The 14,230-nt window shown below is 30.0% G+C and carries 12 protein-coding genes; 4 read left to right on the top strand and 8 right to left on the bottom strand.

Annotated features, from left to right (window positions below):
• Position 1: 1 nt before the first annotated feature.
• The gene (locus tag ACI3VO_RS07945; protein WP_439757395.1) at positions 2-1,051 is read right to left on the bottom strand and encodes a hypothetical protein; all 1,050 of its coding nucleotides are present in this window, start codon (positions 1,049-1,051) and stop codon (positions 2-4) included.
• Positions 1,052-1,068: 17 nt separating this feature from the next.
• A complete protein-coding gene (locus ACI3VO_RS07940; RefSeq protein WP_439757394.1) occupies positions 1,069-4,854 on the bottom strand; it encodes an AAA family ATPase in 3,786 nt (1,261 codons plus the stop codon).
• Between the two features lie 106 nt (positions 4,855-4,960).
• Between ACI3VO_RS07940 and ACI3VO_RS07935 the strand changes: the two genes are divergently transcribed.
• Positions 4,961-5,227 carry a cysteine-rich small domain-containing protein gene (locus tag ACI3VO_RS07935; RefSeq protein WP_439757397.1) on the top strand — a complete coding sequence of 89 codons (267 nt, stop codon included), beginning with the start codon at positions 4,961-4,963 and terminating at the stop codon, positions 5,225-5,227.
• 119 nt (positions 5,228-5,346) lie between these two features.
• Here the strand turns inward: ACI3VO_RS07935 and ACI3VO_RS07930 are convergent, their stop codons facing one another.
• The 4 genes from ACI3VO_RS07930 to ACI3VO_RS07915 are packed head-to-tail and all read right to left on the bottom strand — an operon-like array spanning position 5,347 to position 9,132.
• Positions 5,347-5,985 carry a TIGR01906 family membrane protein gene (locus ACI3VO_RS07930; RefSeq protein WP_439757393.1) on the bottom strand — a complete coding sequence of 213 codons (639 nt, stop codon included), beginning with the start codon at positions 5,983-5,985 and terminating at the stop codon, positions 5,347-5,349.
• A gap of 53 nt (positions 5,986-6,038) precedes the next feature.
• The gene (locus tag ACI3VO_RS07925) at positions 6,039-7,589 is read right to left on the bottom strand and encodes an ABC-F family ATP-binding cassette domain-containing protein (RefSeq protein ID WP_439757392.1); all 1,551 of its coding nucleotides are present in this window, start codon (positions 7,587-7,589) and stop codon (positions 6,039-6,041) included.
• Positions 7,590-7,632: 43 nt separating this feature from the next.
• Positions 7,633-8,361, bottom strand: a complete 729-nt coding sequence (locus tag ACI3VO_RS07920) for a zinc dependent phospholipase C family protein (protein WP_439757391.1) — start codon at positions 8,359-8,361, stop codon at positions 7,633-7,635.
• A 9-nt stretch (positions 8,362-8,370) separates the two neighbouring features.
• Positions 8,371-9,132, bottom strand: coding sequence for an N-acetylmuramoyl-L-alanine amidase family protein (locus ACI3VO_RS07915; RefSeq protein WP_439757390.1), 762 nt, complete (start codon positions 9,130-9,132; stop codon positions 8,371-8,373).
• Positions 9,133-9,222: 90 nt separating this feature from the next.
• Between ACI3VO_RS07915 and ACI3VO_RS07910 the strand changes: the two genes are divergently transcribed.
• The 3 genes from ACI3VO_RS07910 to ACI3VO_RS07900 all read left to right on the top strand — a co-directional run bounded on the left by ACI3VO_RS07910 (position 9,223) and on the right by ACI3VO_RS07900 (position 13,661).
• Positions 9,223-9,618: a hypothetical protein gene (locus tag ACI3VO_RS07910; RefSeq protein ID WP_439757389.1), complete on the top strand. Its 396-nt coding sequence runs from the start codon at positions 9,223-9,225 to the stop codon at positions 9,616-9,618.
• A 260-nt stretch (positions 9,619-9,878) separates the two neighbouring features.
• On the top strand, positions 9,879-10,772 hold the full coding sequence (locus tag ACI3VO_RS07905; protein WP_439757388.1) for a SpoIVB peptidase S55 domain-containing protein: 894 nt from the start codon (positions 9,879-9,881) through the stop codon (positions 10,770-10,772).
• A 261-nt stretch (positions 10,773-11,033) separates the two neighbouring features.
• Positions 11,034-13,661: a transglycosylase domain-containing protein gene (locus ACI3VO_RS07900; RefSeq protein WP_439757387.1), complete on the top strand. Its 2,628-nt coding sequence runs from the start codon at positions 11,034-11,036 to the stop codon at positions 13,659-13,661.
• Between the two features lie 93 nt (positions 13,662-13,754).
• Here ACI3VO_RS07900 and spoVAE read toward each other — a convergent pair whose 3' ends face one another.
• Together spoVAE and ACI3VO_RS07890 are read right to left on the bottom strand one after the other, a co-directional pair.
• Positions 13,755-14,117: a stage V sporulation protein AE gene (spoVAE, locus tag ACI3VO_RS07895; protein WP_439757386.1), complete on the bottom strand. Its 363-nt coding sequence runs from the start codon at positions 14,115-14,117 to the stop codon at positions 13,755-13,757.
• 38 nt (positions 14,118-14,155) lie between these two features.
• On the bottom strand, positions 14,156-14,230 hold a 75-nt coding region (locus tag ACI3VO_RS07890), incomplete at its 5' end, for a hypothetical protein (RefSeq protein WP_439757396.1).

The raw sequence follows: 14,230 nt of genomic DNA, 5'->3' as shown, positions 1-14,230 counted from the left end.
ATTATTTCAATCTTATTAATTCTAAATATTTTTTAGCATTAGTGCTTCCGTTGCTTTCAGCCTTTTCTAATAACTTAATTGCTTCATCTACATCCTTTTCGATTATTTTACCTCTATATAATTCAAATCCTAATTTTTCTTGATATAAGGCATTTCCTTCATTTGATTTTTCTTTGTAGATTTCAATCAATCTATCCTTGCATCTATCATCTCCACCATCGACGAGCTTTTCGTATTCAACTACTGCCATATCTATTTGACCTAATTCGTAGTATCTTTGGCCTAATATGTAGCTTGCTTCTAATTCTCCTTCATCAGATAGTACCTTTAATACATTTTCACTGAATCCGCGGTAGATACTAGCCTTTGAAGGTTCAACTTTAGTATATTCTGATATAATCTCTTTTATAAAATCTTTAAACAGACCCTCCATATTATCCTTGTCAAACCCATCAAAAACTATTTTTGACGGATCGATTTTTGCTGGTGCTAGTCCAGTTATTTGTCCACTTTGTGATTCAATTTGGTTTAATTTTTCCTCCATTGACGCTATAGTTTTTTGTTGTTTCTCTAATGCACTGTTAAAATGTTCGATCAAGGACTCGTATTGTGCATCCATTTTTTTCAACAATTCACTTTGAACAAATGTATCAATTTTCTTATTAAAAGCAGTTATTCTCTTGTCTAGCTCTCTTACATTTTTTGATACTGAATTGAAGCTTATTGCATTGCTATTTTTCATAACAGATTGAATCTCTTCACTAAACTTCGAAATAGTTTCGATTAAATTTTCTATACCAGATAAATCCCCCTCTATTGTCTTTAAACCTTCTATAGTTTTATCTACCTTGTCCTTATATACTTTTAGTTGATCTATCTTTTGCTTAGTTAAATCTATCTCCTTTAAATCATCTAATTTAGATATAGATTTATTAAACTCATTTAAGCTAGCCTCCAAACCATTTAATGAAGCACATATTTTTTCGCTATTTTCATTAAAATTATCGATTGAATTTATTATACCCTTTGTATTTATCTCATTGTTTGCCATAATTTTTCTCCCCATTTTTAGTTAAACTTGCTGTTTATATTTTTCATCATTTTATTTATGCTATTCATTTTTTCTTGAATTTCTGATTGCAATTTTTCTGTTTTAAATATTTTATGTCTTAAGATATCATTTAATTTATCAAATTTAGATGAATATTCATCGTATAAATCGCTAAAATCGATATTTTCCTTTTCTAGGCAATTATAAAACTCCTTAAGCTGTTTTTCGTAAGATAAACTGTCTATATACAAGTACATAATAGCAAATTTTGAAAACTCATATGATTTTTGGTAATACCCTTGAGCGAGCTTGTATTCGCCTATTTCAAATAATTTATCTCCTCTCTCTTCGTAATTGCCATCCTGCTCAAATAAATCACATAAATCTGCTAAGCTATTTGAATTTGGCTCTATACTTCTAATAAAGTAGTTTTTCGCCACTGAATATTTTTCATCATTGAAGAACTTCATACCTAGATTAAATAAATCTATACTATCTCCAACTACCTCTCCTAAATTTAAATCCTTAAAACGACTTATACTTTCAATATATTTTAAATCGTCACCTAGCTTTTCTTTGATTTCATTTAATATTTGCGTTTCCTTTTCTTCTATTAAAACTAAGTTGTAGTTAGCTCTAGTTATAGAAACATAAAATCTATTGAAATAATAGCTGTAGTGACCTTCCTTTATATCTTCCTTTTTGTATATTTCTTCGTAAATATCAGCATAATCAGACAGGATATTATAGGCTATTATATTGTCGAATTCTTTGCCCTTAAACTCTGATATAGTAAATGCGTTTCTACAATCGTATTTTTCCTTTAGATATTCCTTTCGCTCTTCATCAGAAACTATAAGCGCAACCTTTGCCGAAGCATCTATTTCTCTAAATACGATTTTTAGATTATCCTCTGTAGCTTCGAGCTGCTCTATTATTCCAGATTTATTGTTTTTAGTAACTTCATCTTGTCTATCTTCTTCTTTTCTTGCAGGAAGTTTTTCGTTGATAATTCCATTTACTATATTATTCATTTTCATTATATTTATGGAATTTCTGAAGTTTTCGTTAAGTCTTTGCACCTCGTATTTATATCCATTTAGGTAAAATAGCTTTGTAAGTCTTCCTATTTTAAAGAAAGTAGGATTGATAATTTGATTTGGATCTCCGGCTAATAAAATCTTTCTAGTTTTATTTCTGCCGTAAATTTCTTGTTCCTTAGCCAATAAAAACAACATGTATATTTGAACCTCGGTAAAATCCTGAACCTCGTCTATTACTACATATTCGTAGCTTATAGATTTTTCTTGGATTAAGCCTTGTAATTCAAATGCTATATCGTTTATATCGTAATATCCATTTTCAACTAGCCAATCATTGTACTTCTCAGTTATAGAATAAATAACCTCTCTATCTTCTTCAGAGAAAATCTTGTAATCCTCTACTATTTTTTTACTGCTTTTTATGTAATATTCTTTATTAACTATATTAGGTTCCTTTCTGTCCCAATCGACATACATAGAACCTTTTAGTATTCCAAATATTTCGCTGTAGATAATATTTTTTTCATTTTCGTATTTTTTGATAAATTTTAAAATATTGCTGTCCCTTGAGGTTCTATACAGCCAATTTAAAAACCTTGTAAAGCTTTTATCATAGGAGTTTTGAGTTATTATTTTTAATCTGTCTATTTTTTTGTTGTTGTATTTATAGTTGATTTCTGTGCATATATCCTCAAATGTTCTTATGTCTACATATTCATTTAACTCATAATAGCTCTCCATTACCTTTGACTTTACATATTCCTTTAAATTATTAGAAAAAGTAACGTACAGTATTTTATCTGTCGTTCCGATATTTTTAATTTTTTCTACCATATCTGGAATTAAACTTATAGTCGATAGTGTTTTACCACTTCCGGCAATTCCAGACAATATAAATGGCTCTGATTTTTGTATAAAGGAATTTATATTTTTTGCTTGTTCCTTAGTCAATACCTCTTGATATATAATTTCTTTATCGTTAAAATTCATAGATCTAAAGGTCATATTATTTTCTTGCATATCATTGTCAGAAACAGCTGCTCTAAGAATATATTTCTTGCTTTTATTTTTATTTAAGCTTTTAAATTTATTTTGTTTATAGAAATTACTGTTGATTTTTTTTGATACCTTTAACGCTTCTCTCTCTTGATCGTTGTGTTTTGCTATTGAAAACAATATAATACCTTGTTTATCCTTATTACCTGTAGTACTGTATCTTTCAAAATCAAATTCATTCTTCTTAGAGTAATCATCTACAAAGCATGCTATTATTCTGTCACTGTCGTTGACCTTATTGTTAAAATCAAACCCATAGATTTTATTATTGACACCTTCGTATTTTTTAAAACCTAGACTCTTGAAATTCAACGCTCCATTTGTTGAATTTAGACATTTATCAATCTTTACTACTAATTTTTTTAAATCGCTTTCTAGATTTCTGTCGGTAACCTGTTTAAATATGGTTTGCTCTAAGAATACATTTATGTTTAAGTCATCACTGAACAAGATATCGTCCTCTAATTCAATATCCTCTTCTAACTCTGCCATTACATCAGTATCGTAATCATCTTCTTGCATTTCATCTATTTTATCCAAGCTTATATCATCGTCTGTATTTATAAATTCATCAAACACTTGGTCTATTTCTTTTTCATCGTATTCTATACAGCTCTCTTCCATATAATCGTCTTCGATATCATTATTATTATTTTTACGAGTCATTTCATTACATTGTGCCAGATAAAATTTAGCATCCTCATTGTCTATGCTCGCCAACTCATTATATAATTCAAAAGCCTTTTCCTTGTCCACATCTATTCCTATACCATTTTCATAACACTGAGCTAGCTTGAAAGTTCCATCCTCATGCTCCATGTAGTATAGCTCTTCATATATCGAAAAAGCCTTTTTATAATCTACACTGGTTCCAATTCCTTCTTCATAACAATGTCCCAGTAAATACTTAGCATCTTCATTTCCATTACTCATGGCCTTTTTATATCTATTAAATGCTTTCTTATAATCCTGTTTTACACCTATTCCATTTTCATAACAATATGCTACTCTAAGCTGACCTTTGTCATACCCTTTATTAGCACAATTTTTATAACAATCAAATGCTTTTTCAAGATCTATCTCTGTACCTATTCCCTGCTCATAGTAAACACCTAGGCAAAATTCTATATTTGGATTATTTTTATCCTCTATTGATTTTGCTATATTAAATGCTTTTTCTTCATCTATTTCTGTACCTATTCCTTGCTCATAGCAAATAGCAAGGCAGATATTCGATTCTATATGACCTTGCTCTGCTGCTTTTTTATACAGTTCAAATGCTTTATCTCTATTTTCTTCTATTCTTAGCCCATTCATATATAAATTCGCCAAATTATATTGTGCCTCAGATAATCCATTTTCTGAAGCTTTTTCATACCATTTGAATGCTTTTTTATTATTTTCCTCGTTATCCCCTTCCTTAGCTAAAAAATAATAATTTCCCAAACAAAATTGTGCTTCTACGTCGCCTTCTTCTGCTTCTTTTTCTAATTCCATAACTACGGATTTTTTTATTTTTTTATTTGCAATTTTAAAATCTTTTTCATTTTTCAATTCTTTTTTTATATCTTTATTATCTGATTTTGAAGTCATTTTTAACACTTGTTCTTTAAATAGCTCTTCAAATCTACGTGTTTTAATTTTAAAGTCTGTCGTTATGCTAAAAAACAACTCCATAGTTGAAACTTCTCTAAAATCCCTCATAAGCATTCTCCTTAAAAATTTCTATATTATAAGTATAATAAATTGAGTCAAAATAGTATAATAAAATTATATCATATTATATTATAAAATAAATTTTGGAGGTACAATCAAATTGAGTTACAGATTTTTTAATAATAATAAGTGCGAGTATTTTCCATGTCATAAAACAAATGACCCAGAAAATTTTAACTGTTTGTTCTGCTATTGTCCTTTGTATGCTTTAAAAGATAAATGTGGTGGTAATTTTAGATATACAGAAAAGGGTATAAAAGATTGTACAAATTGCACTCTTCCACATAAAAGAGATAATTATGATTATATCATAGGCAAATTTCAAGAAATTGTAGAAATAACAAAGCTAGATAATGAGTAAAAAAAATGAGTTAGATGAATTTACACCATCTAACTCATTTTTTTCGTCTCATAGTTTTTGTTTCAGTCTTAACTTGATAAATCAATCATATCATTTATTTTGTTTCGTTTCAATCTTTTTTAATCTTGGAAATTTATTTTTTTTATTAATCTATATGTCAATTGCAATATTATACTTACAATCAACATAATAATTAAAATTGTAATTCCCATATGCATAAAAAATTCCTCTGGCAACATATTAATAACTGGATCTAGCTGTGGGTCGAAAATCCAATAATCATTGCTAAACATTATTTTGTGAAACAATATAAAGCAAGCATTAAAATTTATAGCAATTGGAATCGCCAACATCACAGGTAGTATTACTATTAATATCGATGAATTTCTTAAAAATTTAAACTCTCTTTTTCTAATTTGTAAAATACCACCTACAATAGCTATAACTCCGCAAATCATAGTAAGCAATTTTACATTTTGAAATATATCTCTTACCTCTTCAAAGTGAATTTTTCCAGGTTTAGAGGAAGTAAGTGTAGGTAATTGGAATTCACCTACATTTGAGTTAAGATTATAGTCAATTAGATAATCATAGTTTTCTATAATTTCCTCTTTAGATAATCCACTCATAGACTCTATATTTAATTTGTCTATATCATTATAGTAAATATCTCTTATATTTAAAGTTGCGATAACTGATACTCCTATCATCGCCAACGCTAGACATAGAGATACAACAATGTTTGATAACTTATTCAACAGTTATCATCCCCCTTCAGTTTACTCATTTCACGATATAAGTATCACTGAAATTAAACTATTTTTGTAGTAAAATCTTCTATATTCCAAACATCATCTACTATATCTCCGTAGAATTCAGGCTCATGGCAAACTAAAAGTACAGTTCCTTTAAATTCCTTGATAGCCTTCTTTAATTCGTCCTTCGCTTCTACATCTAAGTGGTTTGTAGGTTCGTCTAGCACTAAGAAATTTATATCCTTTAGCATTAATTTACATAATCTAACCTTAGCTGCTTCTCCCCCACTTAAAACTCTAACCTGACTTGTTATATGTTCGTTAGTAAGTCCACATTTAGCTAAAGCTTGTCTAACCTCGTAGTTAGTTAAAACTGGATATTCTTGCCATACATCTTCTAGAGCTGTATTGTAATTTTCCATAGAGCTTTCTTGCTCAAAATATCCAACCTCTAAATAATCTCCTAGCTCAACTTCACCTTCAAATGGTTTTATAATTCCAAGTAAAGTCTTTAGAAGAGTTGATTTTCCTATACCATTCATACCCTTTAGTGCTATCTTTTGACCTCTTTCTAACTGGAAGTTTAGAGGCTTAGTTAATGGCTCGTTATATCCTAACACTAAGTCGTTTGTTTCAAATATTATTCTAGCTGCAGCCCTTGCATTTCTAAATGCAAATTGAGGTTTTATTTTTTCCTTTGGTTTTTCTAAGATTTCCATCTTATCAAGTATTTTTTGTCTTGAATTCGCCATACCTCTAGTCGCAACTCTAGCTTTATTTCTAGCTACGAAATCTTCAAGCTTCTTTCTCTCTTCAACTTGCTTTTCATAAGCACTTTCTTCTTGTCTTTTCTTGATATCTCTAAGTCTCACAAATTCGTCGTAATTTCCTTTGTATCTTGTAAGAGTAGCATTTTCTATATGGTAGATTACGTTACATGTATTATTTATAAAATCGACATCATGTGATACAAGAATAAAGCTATTTTCATATTCTTGTAGATATCTTGTAAGCCATACTATATGCTCCTCGTCTAGGTAGTTTGTAGGTTCGTCAAGTATTAGTATTGTTGGACTTTCTAATAATAATTTAGTAAGAAGTACCTTTGTTCTTTGACCACCACTTAAATCAGTTACATCTCTATCAAGTCCTATTTCTCCTAATCCCAGACCATTTGCTACCTCTTGGATTTTGGCATCTATAATATAAAATCCGCTGTTTTCAAGTATTGTTTGTATCTCTGCAGTTTCTTCAAGAAGCTTACTCATTTGATCTTCGTCAGCATCTCCCATTTGATCGTACATCTTTAGCATTTCTTGTTCTAAATCAAACATATGCTTAAAGGCATCTCTCAATACGTCCTTTATAGTCATCCCCTTTTGTAAAACCGCATGTTGATCTAAATATCCAACTGTCGCTCTTGATGACCATTTGATATTACCTGCATCTGGCATTAATTTTTTTGTTATTATATTTAAGAAACTAGATTTTCCTTCTCCATTAGCACCTACAAGTGCTATATGCTCTCCCTTTTTAAGCCTGAAAGAAACATTTTCTAGTATTGTTCTCGCTCCGAAACCATGACTAACATTTTCTACTACTAGCATCTATTCACCTCTCATAAAATTTTATTTGTTCACATCTATACTATTATATTTGATTTTTGAAGTTTTGCATATATGTATTTTTAAAATACAAAATCATAAATCCAGCAGTCGTTCTCTGTGATAATTTCAAAGATTTTTCCGCGATTAAATAAAATTTTATGTTTAGGTTTCTTATGTTTTTATACATATGCTCGGTTTTAATTGCATTTAAGGAATTATACCTTATATAACTCTCTATATCATCGAAAAAAATCGGCTCATCGTATGTTTTAAATCTATTTATTTTTAAGTAGTTTTGTTTTACATAGCCTTCAAACTGCATATGGTTGTTTAGAAGGTATCCCTTTGCATGCTGTGGTACATTTACATCTTGTATCAAGTGACAAACTGCTCCTAAATAGAACATAGCTTGCTCTATATTATTTTCATTAAAATAAGCTATCGAGTATTTGTAGTATTTTTTAGCTAATGTAAGTGCATTGTCGTCCATACCTGGAAGGCCCTTACTAGTCTCTGCATTAAAAAAATGGCAATAAGATTTTAAATCTTGATCTGCCCATACTATGCCTTGATTTATTATATCTCTATATCTATCAAAAAAATCATAAGCCTCATAATACTCATTAACCCATAAGCTATTCATAGCATTTTGCTGTATAAATACATGAACTCTACAATCCGGCTTGGAAAATTTATTTTTAATCGGAACTATAATATTAAATGTTTTCTCTAAAGCTCTATTATGATTATTTTTCCCCAATATTTTTGTCATGATATCACCTTATTTTTTATTTTTGAAATATTGATCTAGTCCATCTGCAATACACTTCATCATTTTTTCTTGATATTGTGGACTAGCCATGTTCTGATCCTCAGTGTAATTACTCATAAATCCCATTTCTACTAAAACAACAGGAACCTTAGACCAGTTAAATCCTGTCAAATCACTTCTCTCAAATATTCCATTTACTTTAAATCCATTATTTTGCATATTTTGATTTACATGTTTGGCACATTCAGAGCTATCATTGAAAATCGCTGAAGTGTATTGACCGTCTTTTGAAGGTATTAAAATACATGCCCCTGTAATTCCTGAATCATTAGAACCATCTGCATGAATTCTAACCACCATATCAGCATTATTTTCATTGGCAAATATTGCTCTCTCCTTGTTGCTGATATTCACATCATGACTCTCCCTAGTCATCAAAACTTTATATCCTCTACTTTCTAATATATGCTTTAGCTTTAAAGATGCCTCTAAATTTAATTCGTATTCTGGTTTTTTAGTGGCTACTCCTGCTGTTCCAGATGATACCCTAATTTTATACGAGCCCGAATCTGGTGCTATTTGCTCCGTATTTGAATCTCCTTTTAATTGATGTCCAGGATCTATACAGACAGTATATTTCTCCTTTTGACTTATAGTCACTGTATTTAAGTTTGAAACGAAATTCACTAAACTTTTAGTTTGATTCGATTTTGTAATTACTATAATTCCAGCTATAAATATGATAACAATTAAAAATTTATATTTTTTCATATGATTCTCCTCGATATTTTTAATTTTCATCTAACTATTTAATTTTTCATATATATTTATATACATAAAATTTTATAGAGGTGATAACTCTTGAAAAATAAAAAAAGAAATTGTGATGCAAAAAATAACAAGCAATCTCAAAACGACAATACAAATTGCCAAAGCAATAATAAAAATGAGCAAACTCAGTCAAAGTTATGCTACTTCTCATCTACTGATTACATAGTTCTAGCTTCTACTCTAGCAATCGCCTTAGGAGAAGAATTATCACAAACCGACTTAAATATACTCTCTACATTTTTCGCTGTTTTATCAGATGAGCTTGCGTTGATTACAGCAGTAGAAGGCTGCAATACTGGAGAAGAAGAAGTATTTGTCCCTCCTGTACCAGATGTCGCCGTTACATCACCTGATAACAAAGCAGTTTCTCAAAAACGAAAAAGATGTTCAAAAAAAATAGTTAAAAGAAAGATTAAAAAGAAATAAAATCAAAGATATTTAAAATTTTATTTCTTTTTATTTTTGTTTTAGTTTATTTCAATAGCTGATATTTATGCTCTGTTTATTTATGAAATCTACGGTTACCTTGAAGTTGATTTCCAAGCATTAAAAAATAACTTTTGCAAAATATAATATTAAAGCACCAACAAAACTAAAGAAAGAAGGTGTTTACGAGTTTGAAAACAAAATGGTTTAACTACAAAAATTTATTTTTAATTTGTACTACTCTTTTACTATATTTTTTCATGAATAGTGTAAATTATGCATATTCTATTGAAAAAAATAATGAAAAATATTTAATACCAATCGGAAAAGTAATACAAATAGATGGTGAACTAGAAAATTTAATTGTAAGAAATGAAATTAAAGGTTGTCCATTAAAAAGTGGTGATTTAATCCTAGAAGCACAAGAAGTTCCAATAAAAGATTTCTATGAGCTATCGGATGTGTTTTTTTCTTCATCTAGTGATGATTTTAAAATTAAAATCAAAAGAGGAAACCAAATAAAAAATGTAATTTGCAACAAGGAAGCATTGAAAAAAATTAACTTTAACAACGCAATTTCAGGATTTGCCACTTTAACCTATATAAATCCTGAAAACAATGAATTTGGAGCTGTAGGTCATTCTATAAACATAGGAAATTTAAAGCAAATACCGATTAAGCAAGGTATTATATCTACAACTACAAATTTAGACATCCAAAAATCGTCTCGAGGAAGTGTAGGATGTATAAATGCGAATAAAAACTATATTATAGGTAATTTTAATAAAAACACACAATACGGCATAAAAGGATTTACTAAAAATATAGATTTTTCGCATCATGATAAATATAAAATAGCCGATTTAGATGAAGTAAAGCTGGGAAAAGCTCAAATAATACTACAAAATACACAAAATAAATGTGTCAAGTACGACATTGAAATATTAAAAATTGAAAATCAGCATTCTCCAGCACCAAAAACATTCAAGATAAAAATTACAGATAAAAATTTACTAAAAGAAACTGGGGGAATTGTACAAGGTATGAGTGGCACTCCAATTGTCCAAAATAATAAAATAGTAGGAGCTATATCCCATGCCTTAGAAAATAACCCTGAAGTGGGATACGGCGTTTATATAAAATGGATGCTGTAGAGTCAAAATATCTAAAAATAATCTCTGTATATATTTCAGAGATTATTTTTAGTAGGCATAACAAGTATAAACATATACATATCTATTTTATAGAAATTGAAAAGAGCTATTATTATTAATAATTATTGTTGAATTTGGCATTTTAAGGATATAATTATATAATAAGGGGAGGTATTTCTAACATATTTCTTACAAATTTTTATTAACTATAAAAAGCACTTAAAATATGTTATAATTAAGCATTAAGTAAGGAGGTATATAATGAGCAGAGATAATGACGATAAAAATAAAATTAGAAGAAGAAAAGTTACTTCTTCTAAAACTGATGTAACTAAAAATACACAGAAAAACGATTATAAAAAAGTTTCATCAAAACCTAAAAAACATAGAAAAAGAAGTAAAATTAAAATTTTTGGTATACTAATTTTATTTATGTTAGTAGTAGGTGTTGCTGTCGGTTCAGCGCTAGTTTTCTCATCTTTAAGAGATACTGAAGTAGTTACTAAAAAAGTACTTGATCAAAAAACTTACAGCAAAACTACGCTAAAATACGCAGATGGTAGTGTTTTAGCTGAAGCTGAAACAGGAAATAAAAAGGAACCTCTTAAGAAGTTAAATAATCAGACTGTTAAAGAAGCCCTTATATCGATTGAGGATGCCAGATTTTATGAACATAACGGTGTCGATATAAAAGGTCTATTTAGATCTGTTGTAAAAACTGTCCTTGGTAATAAACAAGGTGGTAGTACAATACCTATGCAGGTCTCAAAATTACTTTTAACCTCTCAAGATCAAACCCTAACTCGTAAAATAAAAGATATTTACTATGCTTACGAAATGAGTAAAACTGTAACCAAAGACGATATCTTGCTTACATACCTAAACAACATGTATGTAGGTAATAGTTTTTATGGAATTGAAGCTGCTGCACAAGGTTACTTCAATAAATCAGCTGAAAAGCTTACATTACCTGAAGCAGCTATGTTAGTTGGTGCAACAAATAACCCATCACGATATGCACCTTATACTAAAGTTAAGTTAGATGGTTCTGAACAAAGATCCGATTTAGAAAACAAATTATTATTTTATTCTCATACTGCAAATGATGGATTTGACGATCCTACTCAAGTAGAATTAAATATGATAGATAAATTATATTCTTGGGGCTTAATCACTGACTACGATACATATAGTCAACTAAAGAAAGGGACTATGGTAGTTAGAAAAGCTGTATTAAATGAAAATGCTGTCGGTAGAGCTAGAACAGTACTTAAGAAAATGCTAGAGAATGAATATATATCTCAAAGCGAATACGACCAAGCATATGCCGATGTAGCAAATGTTAAAATAGAAATTCCTAAATCTATAGAAACTATAGTTTCTACAGTTGAAGATTACGTATATGAAGAAGTTATAGAAGCATTAAAAGATCAAGGATATACTCAAGAAGAAGCTAATAACCTATATTACAATGGTGGTTTACAAATTCAAACTACTATAGATTCTAATATGCAAGCTGAACTTGAATCACAATATAATAATAGCTCTAACTTCCCTGCGAATTCTGGCCTTGATTCTAATGGTATAATGCAACCACAATCTGCCATGGTTATAATGGACCATCATACTGGTCAAATTAAATCTCTAATTGGTGGTAGAAATGTAAAAGGTAAGAGAACTTTAAATAGAGCAACAAGTCCTTCTCAACCAGGTTCTGCAATTAAACCACTTTCTATCTATACACCTGCTATAGATACATTAGAAATGACACAATCATCAGTATTTAGTGATGCTAGAGGTGGATATAAATTTACTCAAAACCAAAAATGGAATCCATCTACAACTACTGCTGGTGCTGGAAATATGAGTTTACGTCTAGGTATGGCTAAATCTTCTAATACAGTTGCTGTAAAAGTAGCTGAAAGCTTAGGCGATGATTACAATGAATGTATAGATGTAATGATAGATTACCTTAAGAATTTTGGTATAACTTCTGTTGTAGATAGTAAGACAAATAATTCTTCTACTACTGATAGAACATTCCCTTCTTTAACATTAGGAGGTATGGCTTATGGTATTTCTCCACTTGAAATGACAGCAGCCTATGCAGCTTTAGCTAATGGTGGTGTCTATATAGAACCTACTGTATTCACTACAGTTAGTACTTATAGTGGTGAGTTAATTGTAAAAGCTAATCCTGAAGAACACAGAGTTGTCGATGAAGAAGTGGCTTATGTAATGACAGATATGCTTAAAGCAGTAGTTACTGAAGGTACTGGTTCTAATGCTTCTATAGGAAGTATGCCTGTAGCTGGTAAAACTGGTACTACTAATAACAAATATTGTGTATGGTTTGTCGGATATACTCCATATTATGTTGGTGCTACTTATATAGGTGATGATCCAGGACGAAAAGATGCCAATGGAAATGTAATTAAAATGCGTTCTGTAGATGAATCTAGTGCTATAGCAGCTTCATTATGGGCTAATGTTATGAGACCTATACATGAAAATCTAGAAGTAGTTGATTTTGAAGTTCCAGACGGAATAAACTTCTATAAAATCAATTTAACAGATGGTGGAATATCTACTTACGGTTCTAAAGCAGCATTTGTAAAGGGAACTTCTCCAACTAGAACAAGTAGCTATCAAACTCCTGTAAATAATAACACTACAGATACTCAAGAAACACCTAATGAAACTCCTGCTGGTGACGGTGACAATCCACCTACTGATGATGGTACTGATGAAACTGGCGGTACTACTGACGATGGCACTGGTGGAACTACTGACGATGGCACTGGTGAAACTGGCGGTGCTACTAATCCTGGCGATGCCGGTGGTAATACTGATAATCCAACTACACCAGATACGCCAACTACACCTTAAAATTATATAAATAATAAAAATATCAAAATGCCATGGATTAAATTAGATTCCATGGCATTTTTTATTGCAATTTATTTTAAATTAAAACTTATATCAAGGTTTTGCCTTTGGATTAAATATAACTGACATCATATAACCAAAAAATATAGCTGCTGCAATCCCCCCAGCAGTGGCTATTGTTCCTCCAGTTAAAACTCCTAAAAATCCATCTGTTTTTATACCATCCATAACTCCTTTTGCTAGAGAATATCCAAATCCTATGATTGGAACTGTAGCTCCTGCAGCTCCAAAGTCCACTATTTTTTGATAAATACCTAAAAATGTAAGTATTACTCCAGCAGTAACATAGCTTACCATAACATATGGAGTTTGAAGCTTAAAATAATCCATCAACACCTGTGCAATCAAGCATATAGCTCCTCCGACAATAAAAACTCTAAAATAATCCATAATCATCAACATCACATCCTATAACTTTATTAAATAATTGTATTTTATTGATTCTCAATCACTACAGCATGAGCAATACATGGTATAGTTTGTTTTTGCAAAGTACTTGTAGGAGATAA

Source organism: Intestinibacter sp. (assembly GCF_051866655.1).
Lineage (GTDB): Bacteria > Bacillota > Clostridia > Peptostreptococcales > Peptostreptococcaceae > Intestinibacter.
The sequence above is the reverse complement of the archived record's forward strand: the minus strand, read 5'-3'. Positions and strand labels throughout refer to the sequence as shown.

What these genes read in the sequence shown, in the direction of transcription:
- ACI3VO_RS07940 (WP_439757394.1), bottom strand. Translation starts at nt 4,854, where the DNA reads ATGAGGGATTTTAGAGAAGTTTCAACTATGGAGTTGTTTTTTAGCATA.
- ACI3VO_RS07945 (WP_439757395.1), bottom strand. Translation starts at nt 1,051, where the DNA reads ATGGCAAACAATGAGATAAATACAAAGGGTATAATAAATTCAATCGAT.
- ACI3VO_RS07925 (WP_439757392.1), bottom strand. Translation starts at nt 7,589, where the DNA reads ATGCTAGTAGTAGAAAATGTTAGTCATGGTTTCGGAGCGAGAACAATA.
- ACI3VO_RS07920 (WP_439757391.1), bottom strand. Translation starts at nt 8,361, where the DNA reads ATGACAAAAATATTGGGGAAAAATAATCATAATAGAGCTTTAGAGAAA.
- ACI3VO_RS07900 (WP_439757387.1), top strand. Translation starts at nt 11,034, where the DNA reads ATGAGCAGAGATAATGACGATAAAAATAAAATTAGAAGAAGAAAAGTT.
- ACI3VO_RS07915 (WP_439757390.1), bottom strand. Translation starts at nt 9,132, where the DNA reads ATGAAAAAATATAAATTTTTAATTGTTATCATATTTATAGCTGGAATT.
- spoVAE (WP_439757386.1), bottom strand. Translation starts at nt 14,117, where the DNA reads ATGATTATGGATTATTTTAGAGTTTTTATTGTCGGAGGAGCTATATGC.
- ACI3VO_RS07905 (WP_439757388.1), top strand. Translation starts at nt 9,879, where the DNA reads ATGAATAGTGTAAATTATGCATATTCTATTGAAAAAAATAATGAAAAA.